At 54.7% G+C, this 17809-nt stretch carries 18 protein-coding genes; 9 read left to right on the forward strand and 9 right to left on the reverse strand.

The annotated features are described in order from the left end of the window. Positions 1-19: 19 nt before the first annotated feature. From AUQ43_RS02735 to AUQ43_RS02750, 4 genes are all read right to left on the reverse strand, one after another. Positions 20-385 (reverse strand): PleD family two-component system response regulator, encoded by a 366-nt coding sequence (locus AUQ43_RS02735; protein ID WP_062954158.1) that lies wholly within the window; start codon positions 383-385, stop codon positions 20-22. 82 nt (positions 386-467) lie between these two features. After that, positions 468-974 (reverse strand): chemotaxis protein CheW, encoded by a 507-nt coding sequence (locus AUQ43_RS02740; protein WP_062954161.1) that lies wholly within the window; start codon positions 972-974, stop codon positions 468-470. A 17-nt stretch (positions 975-991) separates the two neighbouring features. Further along, positions 992-3700 (reverse strand): chemotaxis protein CheW, encoded by a 2709-nt coding sequence (locus AUQ43_RS02745; RefSeq protein ID WP_062954165.1) that lies wholly within the window; start codon positions 3698-3700, stop codon positions 992-994. Positions 3701-3842: 142 nt separating this feature from the next. After that, a complete protein-coding gene (locus tag AUQ43_RS02750; RefSeq protein ID WP_062954171.1) occupies positions 3843-4448 on the reverse strand; it encodes a histidine phosphotransferase family protein in 606 nt (201 codons plus the stop codon). 321 nt (positions 4449-4769) lie between these two features. On the opposite strand from AUQ43_RS02750, the gene AUQ43_RS02755 reads away from it, so the two are divergent. The 3 genes from AUQ43_RS02755 to moaA all read left to right on the forward strand — a co-directional run bounded on the left by AUQ43_RS02755 (position 4770) and on the right by moaA (position 7106). Beyond that, a complete protein-coding gene (locus AUQ43_RS02755; RefSeq protein ID WP_062954202.1) occupies positions 4770-4955 on the forward strand; it encodes a DUF3553 domain-containing protein in 186 nt (61 codons plus the stop codon). A gap of 146 nt (positions 4956-5101) precedes the next feature. Continuing rightward, the gene (locus tag AUQ43_RS02760) at positions 5102-5914 is read left to right on the forward strand and encodes a hypothetical protein (protein WP_062954230.1); all 813 of its coding nucleotides are present in this window, start codon (positions 5102-5104) and stop codon (positions 5912-5914) included. A 193-nt stretch (positions 5915-6107) separates the two neighbouring features. Next, positions 6108-7106 carry a GTP 3',8-cyclase MoaA gene (gene moaA / locus AUQ43_RS02765; RefSeq protein ID WP_084271968.1) on the forward strand — a complete coding sequence of 333 codons (999 nt, stop codon included), beginning with the start codon at positions 6108-6110 and terminating at the stop codon, positions 7104-7106. Here moaA and AUQ43_RS02770 read toward each other — a convergent pair. Together AUQ43_RS02770 and AUQ43_RS02775 are read right to left on the reverse strand one after the other, a co-directional pair. Beyond that, positions 7103-7486, reverse strand: a complete 384-nt coding sequence (locus AUQ43_RS02770) for a DUF123 domain-containing protein (protein WP_062954272.1) — start codon at positions 7484-7486, stop codon at positions 7103-7105. The genes moaA and AUQ43_RS02770 overlap by 4 nt on opposite strands. A 71-nt stretch (positions 7487-7557) precedes the next feature. Beyond that, positions 7558-8052, reverse strand: a complete 495-nt coding sequence (locus AUQ43_RS02775; RefSeq protein ID WP_062954284.1) for a glyoxalase superfamily protein — start codon at positions 8050-8052, stop codon at positions 7558-7560. 313 nt (positions 8053-8365) lie between these two features. Here AUQ43_RS02775 and AUQ43_RS02780 point away from each other — a divergent pair, with 313 nt between their 5' ends. From AUQ43_RS02780 to AUQ43_RS02795, 4 genes are all read left to right on the forward strand, one after another. Continuing rightward, complete coding sequence (locus AUQ43_RS02780; protein WP_044827588.1) at positions 8366-8599, forward strand: BolA family protein; 234 nt, start codon at positions 8366-8368, stop codon at positions 8597-8599. Positions 8600-8785: 186 nt separating this feature from the next. Beyond that, positions 8786-9694, forward strand: a complete 909-nt coding sequence (rarD, locus tag AUQ43_RS02785) for an EamA family transporter RarD (protein WP_062954286.1) — start codon at positions 8786-8788, stop codon at positions 9692-9694. A gap of 93 nt (positions 9695-9787) precedes the next feature. Beyond that, positions 9788-10120 carry a Grx4 family monothiol glutaredoxin gene (grxD, locus tag AUQ43_RS02790; protein WP_062954293.1) on the forward strand — a complete coding sequence of 111 codons (333 nt, stop codon included), beginning with the start codon at positions 9788-9790 and terminating at the stop codon, positions 10118-10120. A gap of 193 nt (positions 10121-10313) precedes the next feature. Then, positions 10314-12512, forward strand: coding sequence for a mechanosensitive ion channel family protein (locus AUQ43_RS02795; RefSeq protein ID WP_062954312.1), 2199 nt, complete (start codon positions 10314-10316; stop codon positions 12510-12512). Between the two features lie 90 nt (positions 12513-12602). On the opposite strand, the gene rpsD is transcribed toward AUQ43_RS02795, so the two are convergent. From rpsD to cimA, 3 genes are all read right to left on the reverse strand, one after another. Then, a complete protein-coding gene (rpsD, locus tag AUQ43_RS02800; RefSeq protein ID WP_062954294.1) occupies positions 12603-13220 on the reverse strand; it encodes a 30S ribosomal protein S4 in 618 nt (205 codons plus the stop codon). Positions 13221-13481: 261 nt separating this feature from the next. Then, positions 13482-14264 carry an RNA methyltransferase gene (locus tag AUQ43_RS02805; RefSeq protein ID WP_062954296.1) on the reverse strand — a complete coding sequence of 261 codons (783 nt, stop codon included), beginning with the start codon at positions 14262-14264 and terminating at the stop codon, positions 13482-13484. Between the two features lie 183 nt (positions 14265-14447). Then, a complete protein-coding gene (gene cimA / locus AUQ43_RS02810; RefSeq protein WP_062954313.1) occupies positions 14448-16061 on the reverse strand; it encodes a citramalate synthase in 1614 nt (537 codons plus the stop codon). A 339-nt stretch (positions 16062-16400) separates the two neighbouring features. On the opposite strand from cimA, the gene AUQ43_RS02815 reads away from it, so the two are divergent. Both AUQ43_RS02815 and AUQ43_RS02820 read left to right on the forward strand, forming a co-directional pair. After that, positions 16401-16649, forward strand: a complete 249-nt coding sequence (locus AUQ43_RS02815; RefSeq protein WP_062954300.1) for a hypothetical protein — start codon at positions 16401-16403, stop codon at positions 16647-16649. Positions 16650-16803: 154 nt separating this feature from the next. After that, the gene (locus tag AUQ43_RS02820; RefSeq protein WP_062954310.1) at positions 16804-17499 is read left to right on the forward strand and encodes a DsbA family oxidoreductase; all 696 of its coding nucleotides are present in this window, start codon (positions 16804-16806) and stop codon (positions 17497-17499) included. Positions 17500-17809 lie beyond the last annotated feature (310 nt).

Raw genomic sequence — 17809 nt, forward strand, 5'->3', positions numbered from 1 at the left:
TTCGCGCTGATCAGTCGGCCTAGATCAGGCCGACCTGCTCAAACTTGGCCTGAATGATCTCGCTATCGAACGGCTTCATGATGTATTCGTTCGCGCCAGCAGTAATGGCTTCCTGAATGTGCTCAAGATCGTTTTCGGTCGTACAGAACACAACTACAGGATCATCACCCCCCGGGGATGCGCGAAGTTCACGCAGGAATTCAATACCGCTTTTGACTGGCATATTCCAGTCAAGCAGAACCGCGTCGGGCATGGATTCAAGGCACCGATCAAGCGCCTCCTGACCATCCACTGCCTCCACAACCGCGAACCCGATTTCTTCGAGGATGCGGCGTGCTACCATTCGGATGACTTTCGAATCATCGACGACGAGACAACTCTTCATCGACTTCCTTCTCGTTTATTTAGGTCGTTAAGCCACAATGGCAGGAACCGGGCACATTGCGTGCCCGGCATGGAAATTCAGTTTAACCGGCTTGCTTGATGGACGATGTAAAATCAAGCAGCCGTGTTACATCAAGAATTACCAGAAGCTTCTTGTCCAGACGGAAAATGCCGTCTGAAAACTCGCGCCAACGCGGATCGAGCGTTGCCGGGTTCTGCTCGAACGCCTTTTTCGGAACGCTCAGAACTTCTCCCACCTGATCAACCATCAGGCTGTAAAGCTCGCCACCCTCATCGACAACGATGCTCATACCCGGCTCGTCATCTTCCTTGTCGCGCAGACCAAGGCGTTTGCGGACATCAATCGCTGTCACAATACGCCCGCGCAGGTTCAGGGAACCTGCTACTTCTGGCGGGGACAACGGGATACGGGTGATGCGTTGCGGCCCCAGAACATCCTGAACCGTCAGGACCGGGATACCGAAAAGCTGCTTGCCAATATTCGCGGTCACGAAATCCTGGCTGTCACCACCAAGTTCAAGGGCTCCGCCTTTTTCCTGGCTCGGGACGAGTGCGTTTTTATCGCTCATAGGACTTTATCTCCCGCTTACATGCTGCTCAGTGTCTGGATCAGGGTCGAGACAAGCGCATCGCGATCAAATTTGGCCACATAGTCGCTGAAACCGACCTGACGACCGCGTTCGAAATCTTCCTCGCTGGTGTGCGAAGACAGGGCAATAATCGGAATGTCGCCCCATTCTGCATCATCCTGCAACGCCTCGGCGAATTCGAAGCCGTTCATGCCCGGCATTTCGATGTCGCTGATGATCGCGTCGAACTGATTGCCACGGTTCTTGAGTTCCATGGCCTGTTCGGCGGTTTCAACGGCCGTGACATTGAAGCCGGCAACTGACAGCATCGGCGTCAGCAGGTTGCGGAAGAACGGGCTGTCATCAATCAACAGAACACGTTTTTTCTCGCCACCGCTATCCTCGGTGCCGAACCAGTCACTGAAGGCCAGCTCAAGATAGTAACCGGCATCAATAAGGTCGGTTGCCTTGCCGTCAATCACGGCAGAGCCAACCAGACCATCCTGATCCGCAGTCAATTCAACATTCAGGACATCGTCGACGATATCTACGATCTCGTCCACAACCAGACCCATGGTGCGTTCACGATCCTGGAACACAAGTGTCGGTTGACGGCCTTCTGACTTCATCTGGTAGTTACCATCGATAAAGACAAGAGGCATCAGCTTGCCGCGGTACTGGACCAGCGGACGGCCGTTTGAATGCTCGATATTCTCGACATCGATCTCTTCAAGGCGGGCAACCAGTGCCAGCGGAACCGCGCGCACTTCATTACCACCGGCACGGAAGACCAGCATAGAGGTGGTTTCGCGATCCGATGCATCCTGCTTGGCCTTGCCTTCGACACCCTGCGAACCACCAACGGTGATTTCGCCGGTGCGGGTTGCAATGCCGTTCGGATCAAGGATCATGATCACGCTACCATCGCCAAGGATCGTATTACCGGAGAACAGCGACAGATCGCGCAGGATCGGCGCCACCGGTTTGACAACGATTTCCTCGGTATCGAACACGCGGTCGACAATGATACCAAACGAATAGGTCCCGACCTGTGCGACAACGATGAAGGCTTCTTCATCCAACGAATCATCGGTGGCATCGCTGGTATCAAGACCAAGAATACGCTTCAGCGTCACCAACGGCAGCAAACGGTTACGCAGGCGCAGGACCGGCGTGTCATGAATGCGTTCGATGGAATGCTCGGAATTGTTGGACGCGCGGACAAGTTCCAGAACGCTGATCTGCGGAATGGCAAACCGTTCGCCACCACTTTCAACGATCAGCGCCGAAACAATCGCCAGCGTCAGCGGGATCTTGATGATAAAGGTCGAGCCACGGCCTTCGACCGATTTCAGTTCGACCGTACCGCCGATTTTTTCGATGTTGGTACGCACAACGTCCATACCCACACCACGACCAGAAACCGAGGTCACTTTTTCCGCGGTCGAGAAACCGGCTTTGAAAATGAACTGCTGGATCTGCTGATCAGCCATCCCTTCAAGTTCGCTTTCGGTGGTCAGGCCGTTGGAAATTGCCTTCGCCTTGATGCGCTCAAGGTTCAGACCACGACCGTCATCGGAAATCTCGATGATGATGTGACCGCCTTCGTGATACGCATTCAGGGTAACCGTACCGGTTTCCGGCTTGCCGGCCTCGCGGCGGCCCGGAATATCTTCCAGACCATGGTCGGCAGAGTTACGCACCATATGCGTCAACGGATCCTTGATCAGTTCAAGAACCTGACGATCAAGTTCGGTATCGGCACCGATCATCTGCAGATCGATCTTCTTGTTCATTTCAAGGGCAAGGTCGCGAACAATACGCGGCAGCTTCGCCCAAGCGTTGCCGATCGGCTGCATACGGGTCTTCATCACACCTTCCTGAAGGTCGGTGGTGATGTGCGACAGGCGCTGCAGCGGCACGGTGAATTCACTGTCATCCTTGCCGCGAACCATCTGCAAAAGCTGGTTACGGGTCAGGACAAGCTCGGAAACCAGGGTCATAAGGTTTTCAAGCAGCTCGACATTCACACGAATGGTCTGGGCTGCAACCGAGCTTTCCTTGGTCTCGCCACGCGGGGCTTCGGCCTTGGCCTTTTCGGCAGGCTTTTTGGCGGGCGCAACTTCCTGGGATTTGGCGGCTGCAGGCGGTGCTGTCGGCTTTGCCGGGGCTTCCGGTTCCGGTTCAGCAGCAGCAGCCGGTTCGTCAGGGATTTCGAAGTCCGGATCGTATTCTGCGGCGTCAAAGGCAGCCTGCAGCTTTTCGTCGTCCGTCATTTCGACTTCTTCAGCGGCCGCTTCCTCTGCGGCCGGGGCGGCGTCTGCGGCAGGCGCAGCACCCGGAATTTCACCGGTATCTGCAAAGTGGTTCAAACGTGCGATCAGTTCGGCGTCATTGCCATCGGGCTCGGCTTCGTTCTGCTCAAGCTCGCCCAGCAGATACTTAATCGTGTCAATCGACTCAAGGACGAGCGTCACGGCATCTGCGGTAACGACCAGTTCGCCGTCGCGGATTTTGCCGAGCACGTTCTCGCCAGCATGGGCAACAGCTTCAAGGCGCGGCAAACCAAGGAAGCCGCATGTGCCTTTAATGGTGTGAACCAAACGGAAAATATTGGACAAGATGTCCGGATCATTCGGGTTCTGTTCCAGCTTCACCAGCTCAACGTCAAGCGTCGAGAGGCTTTCCGAAGTCTCGGTCAGAAATTCACTTAAAAGATCGTCCATATACCCCCTCCAAATCTCCAACAATCAGGTGCTTGCCGGAACTGGAACTCCCATTAATACGCAAACAGACAGAAACGTAATATACATCGGTATGTTACGTAGAAGCTATTACACGCCATTACCAGACCTGCAGGTCAATTTTTTATCCATAGATCAATGCAATATTTCCGTCCTGTTGCAAGACCGAAAGCACTCCACCCCCAAGTTTCGCCAGTTTCCGCAAGAAAAATGCCTGAACATTGCGCGGATCAAGTGCATCTGCAGTGACTTCCTTTTCCAGTACGTTCATGATTTCAGGGCGCAAAGCGGCGCGCTTCCCCTCACCCAGAACTGTGACTTTACCGGAGTCGCGCGTAACCGACAGGGTTCCGCCGAACGGCAAAGCTTCGCGGGCGAGCATAACCATATTCAATACGATTCGCCCATGCGCTGGATCAATTGGAAGATCGGGCCAGTCCAGAGTTACTTTGCCCTCGGCCGCATAAGTCTGGCATGCCGCCTCGCGCATCGCCTTGGTATCGGCGCTGCTGCCTGCACGTCCGAATGCCAAACGGAAAAGCTGCAGGCGGCGTGCCGCCTCCAGACCGCTTTTTCGCATCAGAGCAAGCGCCTCGTCATCACCAACACCGTCTTCACCCATCAGTTCGGCTCCGGCATTGACCGCCCCGACAGGGCCGACAAGGTCGTGACAGATCCGCGAACTGATCAATTCGATCAGGGTCAGTTCAAGGGTGGCGTCCTCTACCATAGCGCGGGCTCTCCAAGGTATTTGCAAATCTCGACGGCACCATGTTCCCAAAACACAATACCCAGTCCGAAAGGGTCGCCGTTGACCGACACGATCACGCTGATGGCAGGTCGACGCATCCATCCCGAACGGCACAAGATTGCCCCTGATATATTAAGAGCTTATTTAGCACGCTTTAAAATCAGGCTTTTGCGACCCGGCAAATTTTACCCACACGGCACAACGCTGCACGGAATCCGACCGCCCAGTGGCAGCGGCAAATTGTGCATTTGCCACAAACGACCTATATTGCAGAGAGCAACACAGGATATAGAGCAACCAATGGACTTCTTGCTGACGCCCGGTGCCATCGTGCGCCATCCCAACCAACCCGACTGGGGTTTGGGCCGCATTCAGGCCGTAGACGGGGATAGAATCGCGGTCAATTTCGAAGAAGCTGGCCGGCAAATCATCCGCCCGAGACATGTCGTGCTCGAAATCGTCGAAGCCGCCGGGGGCTTTGAATAGGTTAGGCATGCAGGCCGCACCCTGAATGGCAGTGCTTGGCACAAGGATTGCTCGAATTGATTTGTTAACCAAAGAAGATGGACTCTATCGGAACGCGATAGATGAACCTGATGCGAGCACAACAGTCTTAGAAGGTCTGGAAACCGATGATTGCAGCCAACAAACCACCCCGTGACAGCTTCAAGCAGCGCCACCATGTCGCGGCGTTTACGGTGCTGGAACAATTTGCCCAAGGGCTTGTACACCAAGCCCGCAACAATGGCGGTTCGATCACAGAGGATCAGATCATCAAGGCGATTGACAGCCTGCGCGACAAGGAAGATCTGTTTGATACCGCCTGGGCCGTACTGGAAGCCGATATTGAACTGATCAAGGCCCGCGAACATGCTGCTGTCCGCCACGATCCGTTCGGGCGCTTGATGGTATCGCGGTTTGATCACCTTCTTGAAGGCAATGAAGCGGGCGATACGGAACATGGCGCGCTATCACGCACCATCCTGCAGCCCTTCTTCAAGGTGATTCGCATGATGGTCGGCATGGATATGCTTCAGGAAATCGACCGCGAAATTCACGAAATCATCGAAGCCCACGCCGATGAAGACGATGAATTGCGCAATCCTGCCGAATACTGGGATCACCTTGCCAAGGCCCCGGAAGTCAGATCGCGGATCAATCTGGTATTTGCCCGCATGGCGCTTCATTTCAGCAACTATGAACACCGTAAAAAATGGCTGATCCAGTTGGTCAATGACAACATGACCGTGGGCGATCAACGTTGGGAATTCACCGAAACGCATTGCATTCGCCTGCTTGATGCACTGTTTGCAGACGTGCGGAAAACACTTGCAGTGCCCGAACATTCCGCAGAACTGGTCGCCAGGTTGGGCAGCGAAAATGTCACGACCTTGCGCCACGTCGTCAAATGCATTGACGCCGATGTTGCACGGCTTCCGGCCTGAAAACGTCGCACTTTGACCGACATCAAGGCAGTTCAACGGAAACCGGGGCTATTTTGACACCGATCACCTGACAGAAAGGTGATCGGGCAAGTCCGAAACAGACTGGTCAGACCCCGGACTTCTGTGCGACAGTTCGCGCAGAACAGATGCAAACATTTCTGTAATACCAAGGACACTGTCCCAAGGCACCGCCATGACCAAGCCACTGATCGATAAATATGGCAGACATGTCTCTTACCTGCGCGTTTCGGTAACCGATCGCTGCGATTTCCGCTGCACCTATTGTATGGCGGAAAACATGACATTCCTGCCAAAATCCGATGTTCTTTCGCTGGAAGAACTCGATCAGCTTTGCACGGCTTTCATTACGCGCGGCGTGCGCAAATTGCGCCTGACAGGTGGCGAGCCGCTGGTGCGCCGGGGCATCATGGATCTGATTGCCAATCTGTCGCGCCATCTTAAAACCGGCGCGCTTGATGAACTGACCATGACCACCAATGGCAGCCAGTTGACCACCTATGCCGATGATCTGGCCCGCCTTGGTGTCAAACGTCTGAACATCTCGCTTGATAGTCTGGATTCCCAGAAATTCACCGAAATCACCCGGCGTGGCCGCCTTGAACAGGTGCTGGCCGGGCTTGAGGCCGCCAAACAGGCCGGTATTTCGATCAAGATCAACACCGTCGCGCTTCGCAATTTCAACGAAGACGAAATGTCACGCCTTGTCGCCTGGTGCGGCAAGGAGGGCTTTGATCTTTGCCTGATCGAAACCATGCCGCTTGGCGACATTGACGGCGACCGGACCGACCAATACCTGCCGCTGACTGCCGTGCGTGAACGATTGGAGCAGGAATACACCCTGATCCCGTCCGAATATGTCACTCCGGGACCGGCCCGCTATACCACCGTGGCCGAAACCGGCGGGCGGCTCGGCTTTATCACGCCGCTGACCCATAATTTCTGCGAAGGCTGCAACCGCGTACGCGTGACCTGCACCGGCACGCTTTACATGTGCCTTGGTCAGGAAGACCACGTTGATCTGCGCACCGCCCTTCGGACCGGCGACCCGCGTGCGCTTGATCAGATGCTCGATGCCGCCATGGACCTCAAACCCAAGGGCCATGATTTCGTGATTGACCGCAAAGGCCAGAAACCGGCTGTCGGTCGCCATATGAGTATGACCGGGGGCTAAATAGCTGCTGCAAGCCTTGCCAAAATCGTCGTAACTTCCCCACCCGATGCGCGCATGAAATGCGACAAGCATTCGGTGCAATCACTGCTGCCAAATCCGGGCACGGGAACCTGTGTATCTGGTGCCTGCAAAGCAGCCCTCAGTTCACACTCATCCCCGCCCGGCGCCGCCAGCACCGAAACAACCCGCCCAACCCCGTTTGAGGTCAGCTCATCGACATGCCAGTGGGGTTTCTTGGTCGTCTTGCAGTGGCGTTTGACGCGCGCGGCGATACCACCGGGACCATTGGCGGAGCCGCAATAAAGGTAGGTTCCTCTGGCAAGGGTGATCCCGTTGAACCGTTTGTTTTGAAGCGTCAGGTCATCTTCGAGTTCGATCACCAGAACGTAAGCTCCGGCAACTTTTGGAAGCTGCCGGAGGGTTTGGTCATTGATCTCTTAGAAAAACGTGCTCACGCGTCCGATGAGTCTCGCAACAGAAGATCAATCGAAAGGCCGGGGCCTGGCGTGCCATTGGTCAGCACCGGTTCGCAATGTTCATTGATCCGTGCGCCAATGCGTTGGCGAAAACCATGAAAGCGTTTTGATTCCACCACATCCACCGGTTCATCCAGATGCACCTCGACCCGGAACACACCGGGCGTCGGGGACGCCGTCACACTGCGGATCAGTCCGGTCACCGCATGGCCCAGATAGGACCCGGCAAAGCGTTTACCAATGCCAAGATCAGATACATTGGTCGGGATATTGCGCCGGGCCATGGCAACGGCGGTGTTCCAGTCACGATAGCCGTGACTTTGGGCCAGCAATTCAAGCGACCCGGCATGTGAGATGGACACATCACGTGCCGCCAAAGCCTTGCGCAGGCGCTTTGCCTGAGTCTTGAGCGCGTCGGTCGTTTCGGACTGATTATCGGCATGACCGATATCAAGCATATTGGAAGTCATTTATCGTCTCCACGCAGGAGGCCGGGGGTCCGCATTGCCGGGCCGCATCCTGAACGGGAAACGGATCCGAAAAATTCATTCAACGCACTTTACCAAAGGCATAAGCCTTGCGGACGGCAGGTGTGCGCAACCAGAACAATGCCTGTTAGCTCAATAACGGCCAAAACACAAGGCCCATGCGTCGTCTGTCATTACCGGATAACGGGCGTTTCACAAAAATTGACAGCCCCCTTAACAACGACATATACCAGTGAAAACAAGTCATATCGGCGGTCCCGAATATTGCGCCGATCAACCATGAGGAAGATGCGCCATGGCCATGGAAGCCTATGAAATCGAAAGCATGATCAAGGAAGCCCTGCCCGATGCACAGGTCCGCATCGAGGATTTGCGCGGTGATGGCGATCATTATGCGGCAATTGTCGTATCCGAACAGTTCCGCGGCAAAACCCGTGTCGTTCAGCACCAGATGGTCTATTCCGCGCTAAAAGGTAAAATGGGCGGCGATTTGCACGCGCTGGCTCTTCAAACCTCTGCGCCGGACTGATCACAGTCCCCCAAAAGGCATTGCGTCACCTCGCCACCACGAACCCGCCTTGCCAGACAAGACTTTTTCGAGGGCCGACTTAATTTCGGCCCCGACTTGCTTTCAGATGATACTGAACTGGTCCAAGACGTAGCGGCCGGTCACAGCCCCATTAACTGACCATCGCTTTACGTTAGGTCCTGCCCCATGTCTTCACAGGAAAAACCGGCATTGATCGGTCCCGGCCCCCTCGCCGGGCTTGGTGCCTTTATCTTCTGGGGCTTCTTTGGCCTTTATTTCAAGCAGGTCGCCTTTGCCACCCCGCTTGAAATCCTGTCACACCGGATTGTCTGGTCTGCCATACTGACCTTGCTGCTGGTCTTTGCGCTGGGACGGCGCAACAAGCTGTGGGAACTGATTTCGTCGGCCCGCACCATCGGGCTTTTGTTCCTTTCAAGCCTGTTGGTTGCCGGCAACTGGCTGCTTTATATCTGGGCGGTCAATAGCGCGCACGCCCTTGAAGCCAGCCTTGGCTATTACATCATGCCGTTGATCATGCTGATCCTCGGTCGGATTTTCTTTGCCGAGAAACTCAACCGCATACAGATCCTTTCCGTTTTGATCTGTACGGCCGGGGTTCTGAACCTTCTGGTTTTTTATGGCGATATGCCCTGGGTTGCCGTCGGACTTTCGACCTTGTTTGGCTTTTACGGTGTAATTCGCAAATTCGTCCCGGCCGACCCGATCGCCGGCTTGTTTGTTGAATGTATTCTTCTGACCCCGTTTGCGTTGGGGTATCTGGGCTGGCTGACCTATCAGGGTGACATGACCTTCGGGCATATTGGACGGGTCGAGGATGCGCTTCTGATCGGGCTTGGGGTTTGCACGACAGCGCCACTAGTGTTGTTTGCCTTTGCGGCACGCAACATGAAATTCTCAGCCCTTGGATTGATGCAATATCTTAATCCGACCATACAGTTCTTTGTCGCGGTTCTGATTTTCGGCGAGATATTCACAGAGGCCCACATGATCACCTATGCGCTGGTGTGGTTCGGCCTGGGCATTTTCACCTGGGATAACCTGCGCACCGCGCGGCAAAATCGCGCCAAGAGTTGACAGAACCGCAGGTTCCAGCCATATCTTCGCCCATAAAAGTTTTACCCGAATTTGCGGCCCCAACCATGCCGCCCAAAGCCAAGGACAATCATTATGACCGACAACCCGGTTTTCGAGCGCATCCAGAAAGACGTCGATGACAATGACGTCGTCCTGTTCATGAAAGGGACCGCAATGTTCCCGCAGTGCGGCTTCTCTGCTGCTGTTGTGCAGGTACTGGCCGAACTTGGCGTTCCGTTCAAGGACGTGAACGTGCTGGTCGATCCGGCCATCCGTCAGGGCATCAAGGATTTCTCGAACTGGCCGACCATTCCGCAGCTTTACGTCAAGGGCGAGTTCCTTGGTGGTTGCGATATTGTGCGCGAAATGGCTGCCAGCGGCGAACTGTCCCAGCACCTTAAAGACAAGGGCGTTGCTGCCGCTTAACGCGCACGCAATTCCCACCATGCAAACGCGCTGTGCGGGTCGCCCGCCAGCGCGTTTTTTGTTTCTGCCAGATGAAACGCCACCCCCATAGCGATCATTTCCCGGACGCAGCAAAACTATTTCTTGATGGTTTCTTTGGACTTCCCCATCTTTAATGCAGGCTATCGATTGCGCCAAAGGGGAAGTCACCGGCATGAAACCATCAATCAAAACAATGGCATGTTTTGCCATTTGGCTTTTTGCACTGTTTGTCATTGCGCCCGCAATGCCTGCTCAGGCGCAGATGGCAGCTGTTGCCACGATGGGAAGCGACGACACCGCAACGACGGAAGCCGCCACATCAGGCGAAGATGATGTCGTTGCAGAGACCTTTAGCTATTATGGCTTCCTTGAAGAAGGAATGGACCGAACCCAGGCACGTATTGCCCAAACACTTGCCGGCTTTGATGCCTTCCCGGATGAATTCGATGCAACCCTTGATCTGCTTTCAAGCGATTTCGGCAAAAGCGGTTTGATGCGGATCTTGCTGTTTACCGTTATCTTCGTGGGTGTCGGCATCCTTGCAGAGCTGATCTATCGCAGACTGTCGGCCCCGATGTGTGCCTATCTTGAATCGCGCACACCACAGACCTTTACCGAACGCCTCAAACATATTGCCGGGCTCAGCGTATTGTCGCTGCTCTCGTTGTTTGTCTTTGCCATCGGATCGCTTGGCACCTTCATGATGTTCGATTGGCCGGAAATCATGAAGGCGGCCGTTATGTCGCTTTTGATGGCGTTCTTCGCGCTTCGTTTCCTGATCATAGTGCTGCAATTCCTGTTTGCGCCCAAGGCCGAAGGCCTTCGCATGATCAATGTCGATCCGGTTGCAGCAAGGGCCCTTACCACGAACCTGACCTGGGCAGCTGGCATTTCGCTGTTTTCCTTTGCACTTGCGGGCGTCTTTCGCGCCGCCCCGACCATGGTTGCCGGTGATATCATCCTGTTTGACGCTGCAGTGGTGATTTCCGTCCTCGCCTTTTGTTTTGCGACTGTCTCGCTGGGTCGGTTCTTTGCCAGCCATGTCTCAAGCACGGACGTGGAGAAAATGGCCCTGCCAACATCCATGGCCCGCCTGTGGCCGGTGATTGTCTGTGGCTGGTTCATCCTTGTTGGCGGCGTGGCCGTCATTGGTGCCGAACGCATCCTCAAGGCGCTTCTGGCCATTGGTATTGCCTGCCTGTTTGATGTTGTGTTTCGCAACATCATCGAAAGCCAGCATCGCAAGAAGCTGCAAATCGCCAAGCAGGAAGCCGACGAACACAACGCACGGGCAGAAGCCATCGCCCTTGAAAACGACGAAGAGTTCGAACCCGTCAAAACCAAAACGCCGGTCTTTACCAAGGTCCTCAAACGCGGTGTGCGGCTTCTGGCACTGGTGTTTGTTCTGGCAAGCATGTGGCGCATCTGGGGCTTTGACCGCCTTGCACAGGCCGATGATGCCGGTATCGTCGCGCGGATTATTGATAGCTCGACCGAAATCATCATGATCCTGCTGATCGCAGACCTGATCTGGTCGCTGATAAAGACCTTCCTTGATGAACGCATGAATGCCTCCAACCAGGGCAATGCCGGGGACGAAGGCGGCGGATCAGGCCTGTCACGGGTCGAAACCCTTTTGCCATTGCTGAAGAACTTTGCCCTGACCGTGATTGTCATCATGGTGGCAATGGTCACCTTGTCGTCGCTCGGTGTTGATATCGGCCCGCTGATCGCCGGTGCCGGTGTTGTCGGTCTGGCCCTTGGCTTTGGCAGTCAGGCGCTTGTGCGCGACGTGGTGGCGGGGGTGTTCTTCCTGCTAGATGATGCGTTTCGGCTGGGGGAATATATCGAAGTCGAAAATCTGCGCGGTCGGGTCGAAAACATCTCGATCCGTTCCATGCAGTTGCGCCATCACCGCGGCCCGCTTCAGACCGTCCCGTTTGGCGAAATCAAATCCATCGTCAACCACAGCCGCGACTGGGTGATTGTGAAGCTTGAATTCCGCGTGCCATTTGAAACGGACGTCAACAAGATCAAGAAGCTGGTCAAAAAACTGGCCGCAGAACTTCTGGAAGATCCGCTGATCGGGGACAGCTTCATCGAACCGCTGAAATCCCAGGGCGTGCGCCGCATGGAAGAATTCAACATGGTAATCGGGCTGAAATACACCTCGAAACCGGGGGAACAGTTCATGATCCGCAAAACCGTCTATCAGCGGGTTCTGGCCATGTTCAAGGAAAACGGCATCCAGATGGCATCCCGCGACGTCAAGGTCGCCGTGCCCGCCGACGCCACACCGGAACAAAAACAGGAAGCTGTGGCTGCTGCCGCCCAACAGGCGTCCGAGCAGATCAACAAACCACCTGCCTGATACCGGCATTTTGCAATATGCAGACAAACAAAAACGCCCGCTGTTTTCAGCGGGCGTCTTCGTATCGGTTCGTCGCGAAATCCGTACGGATTAACGCGAGTAGAATTCGATGACCAGGTTCGGCTGCATCTGAACCGGGTACGGAATTTCTGCGAATTTCGGTACGCGAACGAAGGTGCCTTTGAAGGCCTTCGCGTCAACGTCCATGTATTCCGGAACGTCACGTTCGTTCAGGTTGGCAGCTTCCATCACCATCGGGATTTCGCGCGAAGCAGGTTTCACTTCGACAACGTCACCTTCTTTAACAAGGTAGGACGGGATGGTTACTTTCTTGCCGTTGACAAGAATGTGGCCGTGGTTAACGAACTGACGTGCAGCGAACACGGTCGGAACGAATTTCATGCGGTAGATAACCGCATCAAGGCGCTGCTCAAGAATACCAACCAGATGCTCGGAGGTATCGCCCGGACGACGGGACGCTTCTTTGTAGTAGCGCAGGAACTGTTTTTCAGAGATCGAGCCGTAGTAGCCTTTGAGCTGCTGTTTCGCAAACAGCTGGGTACCATAGTCGGTCGGCTTCTTACGGCGGGTTGCGCCGTGCATGCCCGGTGCATATTCGCGCTTGTTCAGCGGCGATTTTGCACGGCCCCAAAGGTTCACACCAAGGCGACGGTCAATCTTATGCTTTGCAGCAATACGTTTCGACATTTTGTAACTCTCTTTTTTAAGATCACTTATTGTCCCGATAGTTTCCAGCCGCCAGAACCAGCATTTGGCCCGGACATGCGGAACGGGGACGAAACCACATGTTTCGACCCACTTTCTCGGAAGTGAGGCGCAATATAGAGATGATTGTTCAAGAGTCAAACATTAATCGCGCCCGCCATAGCGCATGCAAGCCCTGCATTTCTGCCGACTTTGGCCGCGACGGCGCGTAATGAAAGCGGCACCTGCCAACCGGCTGAAAAATCAGTCCTTTGGTTTGTGCTTGCCGCCCCGCATGGCAACGATCATACCGCGCAGCGTCTGGACTTCCTGATGGGTCAGGTTGGCACGGTTAAAGATGTTGCGAATATTGCGCGCCATGCCGGGGCGTTTTTCCGCCACGCGAAAGAACCCCGATTCATCAAGCTCGCTCTCGAGATGCAGGAAAAGGCGTTCCATATCGTTCTTGGTCGCCGGGAACGTATCGGCCATCATCAACTGATAGTCCGGCACATCAACGCCCGCCTGCCACCATTCATACCCGATCAATAAAACTGCTTGGGCCAGGTTAAGCGACGTAAAACCGGGATTAAGCGGCACGGTCACAACCGCATCACCCATGGCGATATGTTCGTTGCGAACGCCCGTGCGTTCCGGGCCGAACATCACGCCGACCTTCTCACCGCGCCCGATCACAGCACGCATTTCCGGTGCCAGCCCCTTGGGCGTAAAGACCGGCTTGATGGCATCGCGCGTGCGGGCGGTTGTAACGTAGACACGGTTCAGATCGGCCAGCGCATCTTCTTCGCGCTCAAACACCTTGGTGTTGTCGATGACGATATCGGCACCCGATGCATTGGCAGTTGCCCGTTCATTCGGCCAGCCATCGCGCGGTCGCACCAGACGCAAATCCACCAGACCACAATTAAGCATCGCGCGCGCGGCCTTGCCGATGTTATCGCCAAGCTGCGGTTCGATCAGAATGATCACGGGTGGATTGGCAATCCCGCCTGTTTCAGGCTTGGCACTGCCGATGGGCTCGCTCATCGCGCTATTCTCCGGTCGTCAGATGAAGGTATGGTCGGGCATCCCCGTCCATATTGGCGCTTACTTAGCAAAAGCCAACCGTTCGCGCCAGCCTCCAGATCTAAGTCTCCTTATCCGTCACGAAAACAGCCGGACCTTGATATGGCCCGGCTGCATCCATTTGGCTGATATCCGATCACAGCATCAGGCGTGCTGGCTGCGTACCCCGGACTTGAACAGCTTATAGGTAATGGAATCCCGAAGCGCGTTATAGGACGCCTCGATGATGTTGGTTGAAACCCCAACCGTTGCCCAGTAATTGCCCTCTGCATCACGGCTTTCGATCATGACGCGGGTCACTGCTCGCGTGCCATCGCCGCGGGTTATAATGCGGACCTTGTAATCGATCAGTTCAATCTGTTCGACCGCTTCGCGGTATTCCGGCACCGTCAAAAGGACTTTACGAAGGGCCGCATCAAGGGCGTTAACCGGGCCGTTACCTTCGGCAACCGACATGAACTGATCATCGCCGACCACGACCTTGACGGTGGCCTCACTCATGGTGATGACCTGCTCGTCCTGTTCATCGACCCAGCGGCGTTCATCAATCACGCGGAACGACGTCACGCGGAAATAACGATCAAGCTCGCCCATCGCCTTACGTGCGAGCAACTCAAAGCTGGCCTCTGCCCCGTCATAGGCATAACCATCAAATTCGCGTTGTTTGACGGTTTCAACCAGCTTGCCGATCGCTTCTGATTTCGGATCAACATCGACCCCGATCTCGCGGAAACGCGCAAGGATATTGGACCGCCCCGCCTGATCGGACACCAGAATATGGCGCTGGTTGCCAACCAGATGCGGTTCGACATGCTCGTAACAGGTCGGGTTCTTTTCGACTGCGGAAACATGCAAACCGCCCTTATGGGCAAAGGCGCTGTCGCCGACATAGGCCGCCTGACGCAATGGCTCGCGATTAAGGCGCTCGTCAAGGATGTGCGAAATCCGGCGAAGGCTGGTCAACTGGTCGTGGGAAATGCCAACATCATATCCCATCTTGAGCATCAGGGTCGGAATGATCGAAATCAGGTTGGCATTGCCACAGCGCTCGCCAAGGCCATTTAACGTACCTTGCACCTGACGTGCACCGGCACGCACCGCGGCCAAGGAGTTCGCAACCGCGTTTTCCGTATCATTGTGACAATGAATACCAACATGGCTACCGGGGATCTGGCTGCAAACATCGGTGACAATGTCAAAAATCTCGTCAGGCAGTGTGCCGCCATTGGTGTCACACAGGACAACCCAGCGTGCCCCGGCCTCATAGGCCGACGTGATCGCAGACAACGCATAGTCGCGGTTGGCCTTGTAACCATCAAAGAAATGCTCGGCATCGAACATCACTTCGGAAACCTTGGATTTCAGATGCGCTATTGAGTCCGAGATCATCGCAAGGTTTTCATCAAGCTCGATCCCAAGCGCCTCGGTCACCTGAAAATCCCAGCTTTTGCCGACCATGCAAACAATCGGCGCATTCTGCGCAAGGCTGGTCAACCCCGGATCGTTTGACGCCGAACGGCCTGCGCGTCGGGTCATGCCAAAGGCTGTCAGTTTGGAATTTTTCAGTTTGGGCGGATTGGCAAAGAATGCATCATCCGTCGGGTTCGCCCCGGGCCAACCGCCTTCAATATAGTCAATCGACAGTTCGTCCAGTGCCTTGGCAATCGCGGTTTTGTCCGCGGCCGAAAAATCCACGCCCTGGGTCTGCTGCCCATCGCGCAAGGTACTGTCATAGAGATAGACGCGCTTGTCTGACATTTTCATTCCAACTGATCGATAGTCTCTCTGTGACGGCCGTTCGTTTTGCCGCCACTGTTCTGTCCGCAAGCCTCATGGTCCCATGTGTTTTGCGGGTCTGGCAAATTGCCTCAAAACAGTCATCAGCGCAACAGCATTACGCGAATTGCCGCCTTTGGGACAATTTCCACTCTATTTCAACAAATTACTCACCTTTAGGATAGCGAACCTGTCCCCTTGAATGATTGTAACCCCCACCAGTCGGTGCTTATCTTTAGTTGCATATCATAGGCGGCGTGATCGAAGGCCTGCCCACCATCAACATCAATAGCGATCGCGCGATGTCCAAGGACAACAAAAATGGTAAAAAACGCCTCCACCAGCGTTGACATCATGATGCTAGCCGGCCTGACTTGGGAACGTACCGGTCGGAACTGTTGGACCGCGTCGGATCGCTTTGCCCGCTACACCATTTTCCGCGATATTGATGAACGCTGGTATGGCGATTGGGAACGTGACGGGGAATTGACCCGCGCGGACTGGTCTTGCCCGATCCTTGAAACCTTTGCCGAATACATGGTCGACAATGCCCGTCGGCAGTATAATTGATCATCTGATCGACGATCTGAACGCGAAAATCAGAAAAAACTGATAAAATGACTTTCCAGGAAGGCCCAACCAGCCTTTTCCTTGCGTTTGACGCCATGTCGATTATGTGTTGGGGTAGCGATAACGTTACATAACCCAAGGCAATCCTAATCCAATGACCAAAGCCATTCCCATGCAGATCGACATTGTTTCGGACGTGGTCTGCCCGTGGTGCATCATCGGTTATAAAAACCTCGAAGATGCCATCAGCCGTCTTGACGGTGAAATTGACGTCACACTGCGCTGGCATCCGTTTGAACTAAACCGTGACATGCCGCCAGAAGGTCAGGACCTTTCCGAACATATCAGCGAAAAGTACGGCCTGACGGCAGATCAAAGCGCAGACAACCGCGCCCGCATCACCATGATGGGTGAAAATGTCGGCTTCCCGATTCATTTCGGATCTGATTCCCGCATCTATAACACCTTTGACGCCCACCGTTTGCTGTACTGGGCAGGCAAGGAAGGCGAATACGGACAACAGACCGCGCTTAAACTCAATCTTTTTGCCGCCTACTTCCAGGGCGGAGACAACACCGCCGACCATGGTGTTTTGAAACGCGCAGTCGAGGAAGTTGGCCTTTCGCCGGAACGCGCCACCGAAATCCTTGCCAGCGACGAATTCGCCAAGGAAGTCCGTGCCGAGGAAGACGAGTTTGGCGATGCCGGTATCAGTTCTGTCCCGACCTACGTGGTGAACGGCAAATTCGCCATTTCCGGTGGTCACCCGCCAGAGGTATTCGAACAGGCTCTGTCAGAGATTGCCCGCCAAGGTGATGAAATCCTTGCCGAAGCGCAAAACGACGCCTGATTTTGGCGCCAAGCAGACAAACGATCAAAGCCCGGTCCATTGGATCGGGCTTTTTCGTTGAACTCGACAGACATCCATTCCCGATCCAGGGTCCAAACTCATTCAAATGATCGCTCCGGCAATTGATATGGGAGAAAAAACAAGGAAAAGCCCGCAGATTGGGGTGATCCCCAATCAAGGGATTTGACGCAGAGGCTTTCTTTCATATCAATTGTCCTTTGGATCTCCCGGATTTGCACGGGCTACGTTGTCGCAAAATCTTGAAAGATGTGCATCTTCCTGCAATTTTGCTTCGCATATCCGCACAAAT

It is taken from the genome of Thalassospira sp. MCCC 1A01148 (assembly GCF_001613795.1).
Taxonomy (GTDB): domain Bacteria; phylum Pseudomonadota; class Alphaproteobacteria; order Rhodospirillales; family Thalassospiraceae; genus Thalassospira.